Here is a 15671-nt window from a genome sequence, read left to right as displayed (position 1 = left end):
AAAATATATTTAAATAACATTAAAACTCAGTTATACTTACAAAGATTAATTGTAGATATTTTATAAATGTATATTGGTTTATATTATCAATATTTATCAGCATTTTACATTGCACAACAGGCGCATTTTTCATGACTCACGCTTGAAAGACAAATTGTTTCACCGTCTTTGATCTTAATCAAACTCAGGCCGCACTGAATCGCATAATTCTTTTTTATGTTAAACAGGAGCTGAGTAATGATGAAGATTCCACCAGCTGTGGCTGCTCCTGCACGGCTTGTACCGCCTTTTCTCCTTACTCCGCTTATTTCGCGCGTGTTTCTACAAGTTATCCGCGCACATCCAGGCTTGTTCGAGCGCCTTGGCGACTATGTCGATAAACGATTTGGTTTCAGCCCATCCGATCTACCATTCATGTTTGTGGTCGAGCCTGCGCGGCCTACGATCACGGTTATGCGCAAAGATACGGCTGTCGAAACAGATGCGGCGATTGATGGTCCACTCGTCATGCTGCTGGCATTGCTTGAGGGAAAACTCGATGGCGATGCGCTATTTTTCTCGCGTGACATCACAGTGACTGGCGACATGGAAGCTATGCTTGCGCTGCGCAATGCGCTGGACGATTGCAATGTCGATCTTCCCGCCGATCTCGGTAAAGCTGCAGGCCCATTTGCGCCGCTTGTTCAGAATATTGCAGGCTACCTTCGCGATAAAGCATTGAATATCAAAAAGGCGGATCAGGGAGAACGCGCATGGAACTGATCTGCCCGGCAGGTACACCGGCCGCATTGCGAGAGGCCGTTCAGGCGGGAGCTGATGCTGTCTATTGCGGGTTTCGCGATGAAACCAATGCTCGCAATTTTCCGGGGCTTAACTTCAGCCGCGCAGAACTGAAAGATGCGATCAGTTTCGCGCATTCCCGTCGCACGCAGGTCTTTGTCGCTATAAATACCTTCATGCGCGCGGGCGACGAGCATATCTGGTATTCGGCTGTGGATGACGCAGCCAGCCTTGGTGCCGATGCTGTTATTTTGGCTGACTTCGGCCTGATGGCTTACACCGCAGAGAAGCATCCAGAGCAGCGGCTGCATGTTTCGGTTCAGGCTTCTGCATCCAATGCCGACGCTGTGCGTTTTCTGATTGATGCATTTAAAGCAAAACGCGTGGTTCTGCCACGTGTTCTGACCATCCCGGACATTGCAAAACTTGGCAAAAAAATTGCCTGTGAGATGGAAGTCTTCGTCTTCGGTGGTCTCTGCGTGATGGCAGAGGGGCGCTGCTCTCTGTCCTCATATGCAACCGGAAAATCACCCAATATGAATGGTGTCTGCTCCCCGGCAAGCCATGTTCGTTATCGCAATGATGGCTCCGAACTGGTATCGGAATTGGGTGATTATACCATCAACCGGTTTCCAGCAGGAGAAGCCGCGGGCTATCCGACACTTTGCAAAGGCCGTTTCAATATTGGCGATGAAGAAGGCTATGCCTTTGAAGACCCTGTTTCGCTCGATGTGATGAATCATATTGATGAGCTACGCGCTGCAGGGGTGTCGGCGCTGAAAATAGAAGGGCGTCAGCGCGGCAAAGCCTATGTTGCGGAAGTTGTTTCGACCTTGCGTCAAACACTTTCAGCGGGACCCGAACGACGCGCCGCCCTTTTGTCGCGATTGCGTACATTGAGTGAAGGTCAGCAGACCACCTCAGGCGCGTATGAAAAACGCTGGAGATAATCATGTCTGACAAACGCTCCACCCCCAGCCTCAGTCCCAATCTTAGCCTAGGACCTGTTCTATTTTTGTGGGACGGGCCCAAATGGCGGGATTTCTATTTTCGCATTGCAGATGAATCCCCGATTGAGCATGTGACGGTTGGCGAAATCGTCTGTTCCAAGCGTTTTCATTTCATTGATCCCTTCATGGAAGAAGTAATTGAGCGGCTGCAAAATGCGGGCAAAAGTGTAAGCCTTGGTTCGCTCGCACTGGTCATGTTGGAACGAGAAGCAAAGCATGTACGCCAGACGGCAGAGGACTCTCCTTTTCCGGTAGAGGCCAATGATCTCTCGGCATTAGGGCTACTGGCAGGCAAGCCGCATATCGTCGGCCCATTGGTGAATGTCTATAATGCTGCAACCGCGAAAGTACTTGCAGCGCGTGGTGCAACGTCTATTTGCCTTCCGCCCGAATTACCATTGAATTCAATTCGTGAAATTATCAAAGGTGCTCCGGAAATAGCCTTTGAGGTGTTCGCGTTTGGACGCATTCCGCTGGCAATCTCAGCACGCTGTGCTCACGCTCGCTCCAAAGGCCATATCAAAGATAACTGCCAGTTTGTCTGCGGCGAGGAACCTGACGGATTGCCTGTGAAAACCCTCGACAGCCAGCCGTTTCTGGCACTGAACGGTGTGCAGACATTGTCTCACACCTGCCAGTCACTGATTGAGGATATGCCGGAGCTGGTGCAAGCAGGCGTTCGGCGTTTTAGGCTATCGCCACAGGATTGCGACATGGTTGCTGTCGTGCGCATCCATGAAGATGTTTTACATGGACGCATTGATCCTGCGGAAGCGCGACACAGGTTGCAGCAGACTTATCCGGCTGCACCGCTCTCCAACGGTTTTTTGTATGGTGGCATCGGTGCTGCTTATGTCAGTCGTCAGAAGACTGCTTCAGTTATGCACGGCTAGTATTCAAAAGCCGGAAAGGCCATGCTTTCATACCAAAGCACGGCCTTTTATCACCTAAAAGTGTATTACGTTCGGAGCTTTAAACTTCGCCTTCCGCAAGCCGCCGGATACCCGACGTATCAATTACAGTCAGCTTCTGACGCCCGCCAGAGACAAAACCCTTCGTTTCCCATGCACTCAAAATCCGCGATACGGTATGCAATGTCGTGCCAGTCATTTCGGCAATATCCTGTCGCGTAATCGGGAAGTCGATACGAATACCGCCCTCTTCTTTCTTGCCAGCCTTCTGCGCCAGACGCAGTACAACGTGAGCGACTCGACGCTCAACTTCTTCCGTCGACATTTCGCGAATACGCGTATGCGCTTCTTCAAGGCGCTTGCCGATCGTCTGGATAGCATTCATTGCCAAGCCGGGATTTTGCTCAACAAAATAGTCCCACAATTCCGTGGGCCAGCCGAGTATAATACTTTCCGTCACTGCCACTGCTGTCCCGGGATAATCATTGCGCTGCAAAGCTTTGGCAAAACCAAAAAGATCTCCCGGATGCACCATCCGGACAATGATCTGCTGCCCGTCGGCAGTTACCTGATTGACCTTCAAGCGACCATGAAGCAGCAGATAAAATGTAGCTGCTTCATCGCCCTGCTCGAAAATAGATTCGCCCTGCGCAATACGTCGGGACGTTGCGTAAGAGACCAGCTTATCAAGCTCATTGTCCCCCATTTTGGCGAATAATGATAATTTCCTGACAAGACCGCGATCAATCGTGGCCATTCTAATACCCCTACTCTGAATCCCTATTCCTGCTTAGCATAATTAAGCAGGAATAGCATGTATTTAGGGGCATAATCTTGTGGTGCTTCATCAATTAACGTTACACCGAAAGGCCTTTAAACCGCTTGAGCACAGGGGCATACCAGCGCCCGTCGCGGACAAGGCGAAATCCAAGGTTATCGGGCGGCAAACCAACACTGCATCCCCCGGATTTTGGGTTACGGATAAATGAACTCATCGCTGCGCGATGCTTACCATTCACCACATAGACGCCGCAAACTACGTTTTCGCTTGCCACCTTGCCATAGGCATCGAGATTGACACGACGATGACAGGTCGTGGTCCACTCCCACACATTGCCGCCAATATCGGCAATGCCAAGTTCGTTTTCGCCAAAGCTGCCTACTGGCAGAACAGCCGGGTCACGATCCTGTTTGCGTGCGCTTTGTTTTTCATAATCGCGCAGCCAGCGCAGCGCTGGATTAACACTACCATCGTCATCACCGCCTAGCGCATCATCGGCAAAGCGCGAACCCGCGGCGAAAGCCCATTGCTCGTCGGTCGGCAAATGCCAGACTTCGCCTGTTTTGTCCGAAAACCATTGCGCATAAGCCTCTGCATCGTCATAGCTGATGCCAACAATCGGATGGGTCGATTGCGCAGCGTTTGCGGCTTTAGACTGGGTATCGGCTGCAACACATGCGCCATCGCTTACACAGTTTGCATAGTCCGCAACGGTAACCTGATATTTCATAATCTCGAACGACCGGCCAAGCCTGCGTGTCGTCAGCGGTGCATCGGTTGGATAATTATTCTTTTGAAAATCGCCGTCCGCACGATAGGTCATGTTTCGCTGCGTAACAGTAACGGTTTGTGGGCGACTGACCTCAAACGCCCCGTCTTTTACGCTGATCTGGCCCACGGCATCGACAACGAATAGTGCGCTAACAACAGCGAGAAGGACAGCCGGAACAGCAACGCCGAGATCGCGCAGCTTTTTCTTTGCACTCTGTTTCATGATGTTCACAAGATGAGTTAAAGGATCAGTCGTCCGGGAGACGAGCCTCCAGTGCTCTCATGTCCCCCGAACCGTTGGCTGTCATGTCGGACTTACATGCCCGATGGTGCCAGTATCGACGTCATCAGATCGTCGTTCCATTCGCCCGTTACCTTGAAGTGAGCAGCAGCGCCCAGTTCAAAAGCTTCGATCAGGTTATGGTTCACATAGGCATAGATGCCCGGTTGCTGGAAGGTGTAGAAGGCTGCTGCCGCTGCACCACCCGGAATAAACCATGTTTCCTGATCAACATCCGGCGGCGTATTGAACTTGCCGGTTGCCCAGACATAATCGCCATGTCCACCGATGAGATGCGGACGCGTATCGCGGTTAGCCTGCGAATGAACGATCAGTACCTTTTCGCCTACCTTGGCTGTCATGGCTTTGTCGCCGGTTAGCGCACCTACACCGCCATTAAAGACGACATGGGTTGGAATGAGTGTGCGCATGACTTTGACAACATCTTCATAAGAGTCGCCGGGAGCGTCATACTTCTTGTAATTACCCTCTTCGTCACGCGGTACATAGAAGTCCTGTTCGCCAACATAGTAGACTTTGTCATAGGTCAGCGCCTTGCCCTTGCCATCATGCAGGCCATCGCGCGGAAGCACCATGATTGCACCATTCATGCCCGATGTAACGTGCCATGGCACCATTCCGGGAGGTGCGCAGTGGTAAACAAACACACCAGGCTTTGTTGCCTTAAAGCGCAGGATGGTCTTTTCACCGGGATTGATTTCGGTCAGTCCACCGCCGCCCAATGCACCCGTTGCCGCATGGAAATCGATGTTGTGCATGAGTGTGTTGGTTTCAGGATTGATGAGCGTCAGTTCAACATAGTCGTCCTGATGCACAACCATCAGTGGTCCCGGCACAGTGCCATTGAAGGTCATCGCATGAACTTCTGTTCCAGCGTCATCGAGGATCATCTTCTTTTCCTCGATCACCATGGTGAACTCAACCACCTTCGGACCGCCGTTTGCAACCTGACTATGCGCATGCACGAAAGGAGGCTTAACCAGCTCAACCTTTTCGCGCGGCAGCGCTGCTATTTCCGCAGCACTTGCCTTTTTCAAGGTTCCTGCGGCCCAGGCTGAGCTTGTCGCCAAAACTGGTGCCAGTGCGCCTGCAAGGGCTGCTCCTGCCAAAATTGTGCGACGATTAATATTGATATGGTCACCCATCGATTCTCTCCTTCCGATAGGACCGAGCGTTCTTCCGCTCTGTCACTCTATGTATAGGAGGCATCCGATCCCTATTCATTGCTTACAATCAATTCTGAACGAATTTACTGATAATAATTATCATTAAAAATCAGATGCTTAAATTAATAGCTTCACACTTTAACTTCGTCATTTGCGCTGGAACAAGTAAGGCCACTCAAAACGAAATCTCTGCCTACTCTTAACGCTCATATGCGCCTATTAGTAGATTTTAGAACAGTTCTTTACTGGCCATTTCATACCGATCAAAACTAAAAAAGCGGCCTTCAATAAGACCGCTTACTCCATAAATTTTAGCTGCAACAAGTCTCAGAAATCGGGCACCGCAAAACGCGCACGCGCTTCAGGTATCGCCATATCCGGTGACCATGTAGGTTCATAGGTCAGTTCAACATCTGCATGAGAAACGCCCGCTACGTTCTCAACGCAAGCCTGCACAGCTTGCGTAAGAAATCCGGCTGCAGGACAACCGCGCGTGGTTGTGGTCATTTTGACCGAGACATCACCATTCGCATGCGCTGTGATCATATAGATCATACCAAGATCAACGAGATTAATGCCGAGTTCGGGATCCATGACAATGCGCAATGCATTGCGCACTTCATCTTCCAGCCGATCGAGTTGTTTGCTTTGCATCACTGATCCTCACGCTGTTCCGACGCGGATCATAATGCGATATGCCTCACCTGCGTCGTCAAAATTCCCCACCCACTGATGGCCGCGCTTTTCAAGCTCTGGAAACAGAAACAACGGCTCGCGATGCAAAAGTGCAAACAGCACTTCACCCGTCTGCATATTCTCGACCTCTGCAAGAATGCTAACCATCGGCTGCGGCGGGTCCATATCGGAACAATCAAGATATTGCGACGGCTCCGGCCAGTCATCTGGCGAACCGGCATTATCCGAAATCTGCACAGCAGGCGCTTCATCCCCGATTGGCGCAAACAGGACCTGCCAATCGCCATCGCCAATTGCTTCCGCTTTGGCAGAGAACCCCTTGCGTTCCATGACTGTAAAGAGAGGTACCGGCTTAAATGGAGCAATTAAAATAAGGCTTTGTCCGGCAGCCAATCCTTCGACAGCGCCCATAATTGCCTGAAACGGCTCGACGCCTGCTTTCAGGAGCGGACGAACATCAAGCTCGTGTGGAATTAACTCGTAAACGGACAACGTCATTTGCTCCTCCCAGAAACTGGACTACCAGCGTAAATCAGATGTGGCACAGAGATAACATTTGGAAGTTTCATGGCTTCCGGCACATCCATCAGTCGCCGCGCGCGAATGAAATGAGATGACAAGGCGAAAATTGCAACAAGATTAAGTGCACATCCCACCCTGAATGTAAGTGTCTGCCCGACAATGAGCGCGATAATGGCAATGGCAACACCTGTATAATATACCCAGAACCAACGCTTTGCCCGGCTTTCAACCACAATATCCTGCACGCGCGGCGTCAAAACCTTGCCCATCACTGGGCCATAGCATTCAAGCCATGTCAGGAACGGGACGATCTTATAAAGCTGCGCCAGACTTAGGCCAGTCAGCCAGCCAAATGTAAAAAGATAGACCAGCGCTGCAACAACGCCATCCGTGGCGCCGACCCAAGGCAGAGCAATTGCGATGGGCATCGAAAGCAATATGGCAGCAAAGGCCGGAACGGATGCAGCGCTATTCAGCTCAATAGTTTTGCGTTTTCTCTGGCCATAAATCGAATGCACATCATGGACATAGAGGCCAATGCTGGTAACACCCAAAACCAGTACCGCCACGAGAGCAATATCAGTCCACTCATAACCCCAGTGTGTGAAGACTGTCACGAAAATCAGCAGCGCCAGCGCGGCAACACCTGCAGTCCAAACCAGATGCACCGTCTTTTTTGCAGGCTCCGGCGCAAGCATAAACATGGTCAGAAGGCGATAGCTGACGCCCATTGCAGTAAAGGTCATCCAGCCTCCAAGGCCCAAAATGACATGGGTTGAAAGCCCTGAAGAAGCGATCTCCATCAGGAAAACCTGTTCAAGCATGCCGGATAGCATCAGTGTAAAAAGGCTTCCCAGAACAACCACAACCAGCAGGCATACAAGGCCAACACCTACAAAACGTGCTGGTAAAGTCAGCGGTCGCGCACTCCAGATTGTCATAGCAAGCATCGCAATGATGATAGCAAAACCAATGATTAGAAACAGTGCGGAAACCGGCATCATCCAGAGCGGCAATTCGACAATGCCTGCAAGAGCCGCAAATCCGGCGATCAGACCGCAAAGGCCAGTGAGCAAAAACAGCAATGCCGGAAGCCCGGCATTGCTGAGCTGTAAAGGCTTTGCCACCAGCACAGGCACAAACTGCAACAGTGCTCCGCACATCAATAATGAAAGCCACCCAATAGCGATTATATGCACCACGATGAGTGTTTCTGGTGCCCGTAAATCATCAAACGGATAGCCGAAACCTCCCGCCATAAGTGCCATTCCTGCACTCAGGAAAAACAGTGAGGCGGCGACGTATGCGAGTGTCCATCGGGAAAGCGCGGCACCGAACATGGCAGGCCTTCAAAAAAGAGTTAGTGATTGCCACAAGTGCATTCGTGGCCATCGGCATGTGTATGATTGTTGGGGCGACCGATCTCTACACGCCACAACGGGCCGCTTTCCTTATATTCCCAAGAGAAAACACCCGGATTACGGCTATCAAGCTGATAATGCAGCGGAACCGGATCATGATCATTGACGATCTGCAAAGTTTCGCCCGGTTCCAGATCATCAATCATCGCGAAAATAGTCGCATGACGGGAGATAGGCGGAATGGTGCGTACATCGATAATATTGATCGTGGAAACAGGTTCGCTTGTCATCAGGTTCATCCATGGCCGTCGGATATCGAAAGATGATGATGACAGCCCCGCATCATCACAAGATCAATTCTAAACTGGATGATACGGGGGCGATTTGTTTCATCTCAAACAAGATAAAAAATATGACTATTGAAACTCTAACCCGCAAGCATACGGTAAATTGCAGGAAGAGCCGGGGGAAGCTTGGACAATTTTGCAATCAGAGAATAGCCGCCATGCCCAAAAAGTGCGGGCAGATATGCATTGGCTTCGCGATCCACAGTCACGGCAAAGACATTAATGCCTTTGGTCCGCGCTTCGCTGACCGCCCGCCGTGTATCCTCCAAAGCAAAGCGACCCTCATAATGATCAACATCATTCGGCTTGCCATCGGTCAGCAGAAGCAGCAGCTTTTTGCGATTATGCTGTTCGCTGAGCTTGGCCGTTGCATGACGCATTGCAACACCCATACGCGTATAGAAGCCTGGTTTAAGCGCTGCAATCCGGTGTTCAACCGTCTTGCTGAATGGCTCATCGAAATCCTTCACGGTTTCAACACGCACCCATGCGCGACGGCGCGACGTAAATGTCAGGATCGAACAGCGGTCGCCACAAGCGGCAATGCCGTTGGCCAACACAAGCAGCGCTTCTTTCTCCACATCCAGCACCCGCCGATTATCCACCCATGCATCGGTTGATAGCGAAACATCGACAAGAATAGTCACCGCCAGATCGTTCGCCTGCGGGCGGCTCATCAGATGCACGCGCTCGCTGCCCTGCCCGCCTGCTGCAAAATCACAGCGCGAGCGGACAACCGCATCCAAATCAAGATCATTCCCGTCGAGCTGTGCCCGCATCATCTCACGACCGGGTCGCAAAATCTCAAACTGACGCCGCACCTTTCGCACGAGGCTTCGTGCCTCGTCGTCAAGTTCCACAGCTTCATCACGATCCTGCACGGGCGCTGCCAATACACTACAATGATCCTGAAGATAGCTCGCCTTGCGGTAATCCCACTCGGGATAAGTGAGTTTCGCGGTCAGCAAACTGTGATCCACGGCCTCTGGCGGCAAATCAAGATCAAACCGAAAGCGTGCTGCGGGCTTGCCCTTGCGTTCGCCCAATGTCAGATCGTCCAGCTCGTCCGCTGATTTTGCGCTCTGCTCGTCGCTGTCGTCCGAAGGACGATCAACGCTGACCATTTCGGCCATCGCCAGAATTTTCTCAAACCGATTAAGAATAAACGGGCTTCGATCCGTCTGACGATTATCCTGCTTTTCACGCTGCGCAATCTGCCGCCCTGTTTCAACGCCTTCTGCGTTGGAATTGCGCACCGGCTCGTCTGCATCTGAACGTGATGCGGTTTCGTCACGCCGTATAAGTCCCGGCCAGAGTGGCACCGGCAAAATCGGCAGATAGCCAGCTGGCGCGCGATGTGGAAAAATCGCTGCGAGAGTGCGATCAGGCAGGCCTGCGCCATCATTTAGCAATGACAGAATACGCTGTTCAACAAGCTGCTCAAGCTGGTTCAACGGTCGCTTTGGTCGTGCAGCAAGCACAGCATCGCAAAGCCGCGCATAACGCTCTTGCAATCCCGGAAACAACGTACAAGTTTTCAGCGTCGTATCTGCTGCTAAATCAAGCGATGCCAGATCACGGCGTAATGGATCATCCGGCATTGCGGTCAAATCCAGTGGCATGACGGCCATGTAACCGGCAAGCCAGACATAAAGATCGTAATTGAGCTTGCGGTCAGGAAACAGTGCTATTTCAGGCGGCAACATCAGCGTCGCTTCATCGCGCAGTGGATGATTGAGTTTTTCCTCGCCCAAAGCCATGCGCTGACGCAATCCAAGTCTGTGTCCAGAAGTTCGCGCCCGTGCGGGTGCGATCTGAACCGCGATATCGCCGCCAAAGCCGCGGAAACAAATCGCAAGTCTCTGGCGAATATCAGCAAGCTTTACTGCCTGATCAGCATATTGCGGCCACGACCCGGTTTTACCAATAAGGCGATGCCAGGCCCGGCCAACTGTTTCCTCAAGTTCCAGAAAATCCAGCATGTTATGACCGCCTATTTCAGCATTGCATCAGCAATTTCCAAAAGAGCCGCCTTCACATCCGGCTCATCGGTCAGTGGCTCAATCATGGCTGCACGCGCTGCCTCGCGTTGCGTCATGCCCGCATCAATGAGTGAAGCACAATAGACCAGCAGACGCGTTGATACGCCTTCTTCAAGATCATGTCCTTTCAGACCGCGCAAACGATGGGCAAGGGCAACCAGTGGGGCGACGGACTTCGCATCGAGACCACTTTCCTGGCTCACCACTGCGATTTCCTGCTCTTTTGGCAGGAAGTCGAATTCGATCGCCACAAAACGCTGTCGCGTGCTTGGCTTGAGTGATTTCAGCAAGTTCTGATAACCGGGATTATAGGAAACTACGAGCATGAAACGGTCCGGTGCTTCCAACAGTTCACCAGTGCGTTCGAGCGGCAGAACACGGCGGTCGTCGGTCAGCGGATGCAGAACCACGGCCACATCCTTACGCGCTTCGACAATCTCATCAAGATAGCAAATACCGCCTTCGCGTACCGCGCGCGTCAGCGGTCCATCGACCCAATGGGTGTCACCGCCTTTCAGCAGATAGCGACCAGTAAGGTCCGCTGCCGCCAGATCATCATGGCAGGAAACTGTTGAAAGTGGCAGACCGAGCTTTGCCGCCATGTGGCTGACGAAGCGGGTTTTACCGCAACCTGTTGGGCCTTTTAAAAGCAGAGGCAGCTTACGCTTCCACGCCATTTCAAACAGAGTGCATTCATTGCCCGAAGGGCTATAAGCGGGAATGGAAGCGTCAACTGTTTCAACGCTTTTCAAAACGGAATTGATTGTGCTGGTCATAGCCGTCTTCCTTGTTGTGAAGTAAGGAAGCCCCGCCGGACGGCGGGGCTTTTAGCATTGATTATTCAGCGGGCTGTACGAAGCCAGTTGCACTTTCGCGACGTTCTTTGCCCGGAACCAATACGGCCCAGATGAACATGAAGACCGAGATCACCACGACCACGCCAGAGCCAAGACGCATCCAGTAGAAGATCGCGAGCTGATCCTGCACGACCATGTAGTTTTCCCCCAGGACGCGCTGCATGTGGGTCTGCACCACGCCTGCAAAGGTAAGCGCAAAGGTCATGACAGACATTGCCGTACACATGGCCCAGAAGCTCACCATAGAAAGCATCTGATTATAGGGTGCACGTCCGCGAATTTCCGGGATCGCGTAGGCCATAACCGCAAGGTTGAGCATGACATAGGCACCAAAGAAAGCGAGGTGGCCGTGTGCTGCGGTGAGCTGTGTGCCGTGGGTGTAATAGTTCACCGAGGACAGCGTGTGCATGAAGCCCCATACGCCTGCACCAAAGAACGCCATCACAGAACAACCGATCGACCAAAGAAGTGCGGCACGGTTTGGATGTTTGCGACCGGCCTTCCATGTCATCACGAAGGTGAAGATTACCATGGTGAAGAAGGGAGCGACTTCCAGCGTGGAGAACAAGGAGCCAATCCACTGCCAATAGCCTGGTGCGCCAATCCAGTAATAGTGGTGACCAGTACCGAGAATGCCTGAAAACAGGGCCAGACCAACGATGACATAGAGCCACTTTTCAACGACTTCGCGGTCAATCCCATTGAGCTTGATCATCAGGAAGGCGAGGATCGACGCCATGATCAGTTCCCACACGCCTTCAACCCACAGATGAATCACATACCACCAGTAAAGCTTGTCGATGGCGAGATTGACCGGATTATAGAAGGCGAAGAGGAAGAACAGCGATAGACCCCAAAGACCAAACAACAGGATATTGGTGACTGTTGTTTTGCGGCCTTTCAAAGCTGTCAGCGTGATGTTGAACATGAACATCAAACAGACGACAAGAATGCCGACTTTGATGATAAAAGGCTGCTCAAGAAACTCGCGGCCCTCATGAATTTTGAACAGATAGCCCACCACCGCAACACCGGCTGCCACAAAAAACATCCAGAACTGGATGACGGCAAGCTTGGTGCTGTAAAGCTCAGTTTCTGTTTCTTCCGGCAGAAGATAATAGGTCGAACCCATAAACCCCATCAACAGCCAGACAATCAACGCATTGGTATGGATCATGCGAACGATATTGAACGGCAGAAGCTCGGAGAGCGTGTTGGGGAGCACATAGATCAAACCAGCGACAACGCCGAACGCGACCTGCGCGACAAACAGGGCGAGTGCTCCGTAGAAATAGAGCATCGCAACCTTTTGGCTTTCATATTTCATATCATAAAACTCCGTTCATCCGCGCCTCAGCCTGCCTCATTTGGTGGCCAGTTCTGCGTCTTGATGCGGCTGGTCCATTCAAGGAAATCAGCCAGATCGTTGAGTTCCTGTTCATTGAGGTTGAACTGCGGCATCTGACGGCGTCCCTCAATGCCAGTTGGCTGCGCCTGCATCCACGCTTTCATAGTGTCTCGCGCGCCTTCAGGGTCATCTTCACCGCCGTAGCGCTTCCAAACATTACCGAGTTCTGGAGCAAAATAAGCGCCCTCGCCCAGCAGCGTGTGACAGTTGATACAGGAATTCTTTTCCCAGACGTGCTTGCCGCGAATGACACCTTCGGTCAGTGTCGATTCATCCGTAGATGTTGTTTTCATGTAGTAATGGCTGTGCGCCGTCAGTCCCACGAAGATCGCGAAAAAGAATATGGAACCGCCATAGAAGACGTTTCGGGCGCCGGTCTTGGTTAGGCGTTCTGCCATCCCCTTCGTCCTTTCATTGGCCAAAGGCTAAGCCCCGGCATTCAGAGCCGTTTCGCTCCGAATATTTGTTTTAACGCGCATCTTTTTCCGAAAACCGTTTCACACTTTTCGAGATGCGCTCTTATCCCCATCAATGGTTTGGCTGGTGAATCCCCTCCCCAGCATCACGGGACAGAACTGTTCTATCCGGAGGTGAAAACGCGTCTTTGCGATTTGGCAAAGACCACAACAGTTGCTTAAAGGAAGAACCGCACTGCGACAGAACGCACGAGTGCAAGCGTCAGTAGAATTGCAGGCCAAGCCAGCAAGGCAGGCTTCAAAGCACCTCCAGTGCCGCGCATTTCCATGAAATCAAGCACAACGAACCAACCCTTTGCGAAAGCAAGAATTAGCACCAAAATGATTGCCGTAAGCATGCCGCGACTAAAACTCGCAACCAGCGCACCACTCAGGGCAAGTGCCAGCAAAATGACAATCGTGCGGTTAAGCGGAGTGTGTTTCCGAGTCGTCACTTTGTTACCTCACGCAAGATAGAGAACTGGAAACATCACCAGCCAAACGAGATCAATCGCGTGCCAAAGTGTGGTGATCAGCAGAACATTCGATGGAGACGGGCGCCATGCGACCAATACGAGAATGACCGACCCGAACAGAACATGCATGAGGTGAAAGCCGGTCAGCAGAAAGTAGAGTTCAAAGAAAGAACCCGCGGCTTCATCGCCAGCAAACAGAATCTCGTGCGCATATTCGACGAGCTTCACAGCCACGAAAACCAGACCAAAACATGCCGCCCATAAAAGCGGGTGCCGAACCTTGCCAATGTCGCGACGCCTGCGAACGGCGATTGCTGCTTGCCAACCACTCATCAGCAAAACAACCGTATTGGTGGCCGCGAGTCCGGGACTGAGATGCGTGCGCAACTGCGCAACGCCTTCAATATTGATGACGGACATCACCATGAAAGCAATCAGTAAAATCGCAAACGTAACGAGTTCACTCCAGACAAGAATCCACAGGAGAAGATTCTCCTCCGGTGCATCATCTGAAATCGTTGCCGTTAAGGCCGTTTCTTCTGTTCCAAGCATGGCCATGCCTAGCGCGCAGCGCACGCACCTTCTTTGCGTTTTGGCAAAGAAAAATCAGGCCCGCAGATGCATGGTGCATTTTCAAAACAAAGGAATGTTTCAATGACAGAAGCGCAGTTCGGACTGTTGATAGCAACGCCCGTCATCATAGGTTTTTCGCTGGTGCTTTACCGAATGGGTGCTTTGCAGGGAGCAGGCACGCTCTCAGCCGTTGCGGCATCAATTGTCATCGCCGTCATTCTTTTTCTGGGTCAGTGAGGGTGAGGAAAGCATATCAACTCCGAGCATGGAGTTCCGACGCTACCTGCAAAGGCTTTTCCCCATTCTATACATTTGTAAATTTTCAAGTTTGGCCTTAAACAGCGAGAACAAAATTTGGAGCATGACTTGAAAATTATCGCGGTTGATTTTGAAACAGCAAATGAACAGCGAGGAAGTGCATGTTCCGTAGGGTTGGCATGGATTGAAGATGGCCGCGTCACTCGTGTGGTCGAGCGATTGATCCGTCCTAAAGAGATGCGCTTTTCTTCTTTTAATATAGCTATCCATGGCATTCGACCGGAACATGTCGCGGATGCGGCAGAATTTCCAGAAGTTATGGACGAGTTTGCCGATGATTTTCGCGGCGCAACAATGCTAGCGCATAACGCCTCTTTCGATTTCAGTGTCTGGCGAGCGTGTCTTGATCAACATCGGCAGAACTATCCCGAATTACAGTATCTTTGCTCAGTCAAGATGGCACAGAAGGTCTGGCCGGACCTGTCATCACATAAATTAAATGTGCTGGCCAGCTATCTGGGATTGAACTTCAAGCATCATAATGCTGCTGAAGATGCCGCCATATGCGCTGAGGCCGCAATTGCCATGGCTGAAACACTGCGTGTTGCAACTTTGCTGGATGTTCCTGCATACATCGGCATGAAACCCGGACGCTTATTCCCGGGTGGCTATGAAGCTTGTACCTGTCGAAAAAGGTAAATGGCGTTTAGCGAAACCGGAAATACCGGACTTATGCAGGATCCACCTCCAATAATTCAAACGCGCAATGCGCCAATTGTTCACATATACTTGAACAAATAGCTGCCTATAGAACAATCCTCTGGTTTCGAAGGTTCATTGTCTACCATTTAGAATACAATGCGTGAACCAAACGCTGGCTATGCGCAGCCGATTGAAAGGCCTATCTCTTAATCATCGAAACGACGAACACATCGCCGCTTCACACAAACCAAGGA

General features: G+C 51.4%; 18 protein-coding genes. 5 read left to right on the top strand and 13 right to left on the bottom strand.

Going from position 1 to position 15671, the window contains the following annotated elements:
- Nucleotides 1-237 precede the first annotated feature (237 nt).
- From ubiT to ubiV, 3 genes are read left to right on the top strand one after another with little or no spacing between them, the layout of a single operon-like run.
- Nucleotides 238-762, top strand: coding sequence for a ubiquinone anaerobic biosynthesis accessory factor UbiT (gene ubiT / locus WH356_RS23600; protein WP_339515268.1), 525 nt, complete (start codon nucleotides 238-240; stop codon nucleotides 760-762).
- Nucleotides 753-1730: a ubiquinone anaerobic biosynthesis protein UbiU gene (gene ubiU / locus WH356_RS23595; protein WP_339515266.1), complete on the top strand. Its 978-nt coding sequence runs from the start codon at nucleotides 753-755 to the stop codon at nucleotides 1728-1730. The genes ubiT and ubiU overlap by 10 nt, the downstream gene beginning before the upstream one ends.
- Nucleotides 1731-1732: 2 nt before the next feature.
- Nucleotides 1733-2683, top strand: a complete 951-nt coding sequence (ubiV, locus tag WH356_RS23590; RefSeq protein ID WP_339515264.1) for a ubiquinone anaerobic biosynthesis protein UbiV — start codon at nucleotides 1733-1735, stop codon at nucleotides 2681-2683.
- A gap of 79 nt (nucleotides 2684-2762) precedes the next feature.
- On the opposite strand, the gene WH356_RS23585 is transcribed toward ubiV, so the two are convergent.
- The 13 genes from WH356_RS23585 to WH356_RS23525 form a co-directional block, all read right to left on the bottom strand.
- Complete coding sequence (locus tag WH356_RS23585) at nucleotides 2763-3458, bottom strand: Crp/Fnr family transcriptional regulator (protein ID WP_339515262.1); 696 nt, start codon at nucleotides 3456-3458, stop codon at nucleotides 2763-2765.
- Between the two features lie 100 nt (nucleotides 3459-3558).
- On the bottom strand, nucleotides 3559-4479 hold the full coding sequence (locus WH356_RS23580; protein ID WP_339515274.1) for a formylglycine-generating enzyme family protein: 921 nt from the start codon (nucleotides 4477-4479) through the stop codon (nucleotides 3559-3561).
- A gap of 89 nt (nucleotides 4480-4568) precedes the next feature.
- Nucleotides 4569-5699, bottom strand: a complete 1131-nt coding sequence (gene nirK, locus WH356_RS23575) for a copper-containing nitrite reductase (RefSeq protein WP_339515260.1) — start codon at nucleotides 5697-5699, stop codon at nucleotides 4569-4571.
- Nucleotides 5700-6047: 348 nt separating this feature from the next.
- Nucleotides 6048-6374 carry a metal-sulfur cluster assembly factor gene (locus tag WH356_RS23570; protein WP_339515258.1) on the bottom strand — a complete coding sequence of 109 codons (327 nt, stop codon included), beginning with the start codon at nucleotides 6372-6374 and terminating at the stop codon, nucleotides 6048-6050.
- 9 nt (nucleotides 6375-6383) lie between these two features.
- The gene (locus tag WH356_RS23565) at nucleotides 6384-6908 is read right to left on the bottom strand and encodes a DUF2249 domain-containing protein (protein ID WP_339515272.1); all 525 of its coding nucleotides are present in this window, start codon (nucleotides 6906-6908) and stop codon (nucleotides 6384-6386) included.
- Nucleotides 6909-6910: 2 nt separating this feature from the next.
- Complete coding sequence (locus WH356_RS23560) at nucleotides 6911-8278, bottom strand: hypothetical protein (RefSeq protein WP_339515256.1); 1368 nt, start codon at nucleotides 8276-8278, stop codon at nucleotides 6911-6913.
- A gap of 20 nt (nucleotides 8279-8298) precedes the next feature.
- On the bottom strand, nucleotides 8299-8589 hold the full coding sequence (locus WH356_RS23555; RefSeq protein WP_339515254.1) for a DUF2249 domain-containing protein: 291 nt from the start codon (nucleotides 8587-8589) through the stop codon (nucleotides 8299-8301).
- A 137-nt stretch (nucleotides 8590-8726) separates the two neighbouring features.
- On the bottom strand, nucleotides 8727-10628 hold the full coding sequence (locus tag WH356_RS23550; protein WP_339515252.1) for a nitric oxide reductase activation protein NorD: 1902 nt from the start codon (nucleotides 10626-10628) through the stop codon (nucleotides 8727-8729).
- Between the two features lie 11 nt (nucleotides 10629-10639).
- The gene (locus WH356_RS23545) at nucleotides 10640-11452 is read right to left on the bottom strand and encodes a CbbQ/NirQ/NorQ/GpvN family protein (RefSeq protein WP_339515270.1); all 813 of its coding nucleotides are present in this window, start codon (nucleotides 11450-11452) and stop codon (nucleotides 10640-10642) included.
- Nucleotides 11453-11525: 73 nt separating this feature from the next.
- On the bottom strand, nucleotides 11526-12872 hold the full coding sequence (locus WH356_RS23540; RefSeq protein ID WP_339515250.1) for a cbb3-type cytochrome c oxidase subunit I: 1347 nt from the start codon (nucleotides 12870-12872) through the stop codon (nucleotides 11526-11528).
- A gap of 26 nt (nucleotides 12873-12898) precedes the next feature.
- Nucleotides 12899-13351: a c-type cytochrome gene (locus tag WH356_RS23535; RefSeq protein ID WP_339515248.1), complete on the bottom strand. Its 453-nt coding sequence runs from the start codon at nucleotides 13349-13351 to the stop codon at nucleotides 12899-12901.
- A 236-nt stretch (nucleotides 13352-13587) separates the two neighbouring features.
- Entirely contained in the window at nucleotides 13588-13863 is a 276-nt protein-coding gene (locus tag WH356_RS23530) for a cytochrome C oxidase subunit IV family protein (RefSeq protein WP_339515246.1), read from the bottom strand.
- A gap of 9 nt (nucleotides 13864-13872) precedes the next feature.
- On the bottom strand, nucleotides 13873-14436 hold the full coding sequence (locus tag WH356_RS23525; protein ID WP_339515244.1) for a cytochrome c oxidase subunit 3: 564 nt from the start codon (nucleotides 14434-14436) through the stop codon (nucleotides 13873-13875).
- Between the two features lie 102 nt (nucleotides 14437-14538).
- Between WH356_RS23525 and WH356_RS23520 the strand changes: the two genes are divergently transcribed.
- Together WH356_RS23520 and WH356_RS23515 are read left to right on the top strand one after the other, a co-directional pair.
- Nucleotides 14539-14694: a hypothetical protein gene (locus tag WH356_RS23520; RefSeq protein ID WP_250040501.1), complete on the top strand. Its 156-nt coding sequence runs from the start codon at nucleotides 14539-14541 to the stop codon at nucleotides 14692-14694.
- A 129-nt stretch (nucleotides 14695-14823) separates the two neighbouring features.
- On the top strand, nucleotides 14824-15414 hold the full coding sequence (locus WH356_RS23515) for a 3'-5' exonuclease (protein ID WP_339515241.1): 591 nt from the start codon (nucleotides 14824-14826) through the stop codon (nucleotides 15412-15414).
- Nucleotides 15415-15671 lie beyond the last annotated feature (257 nt).

This window comes from Ochrobactrum sp. MYb379 (assembly GCF_037479515.1).
In the GTDB taxonomy this organism is placed as follows: domain Bacteria; phylum Pseudomonadota; class Alphaproteobacteria; order Rhizobiales; family Rhizobiaceae; genus Brucella.
This window is presented reverse-complemented; position numbering and strand designations above follow the sequence as displayed.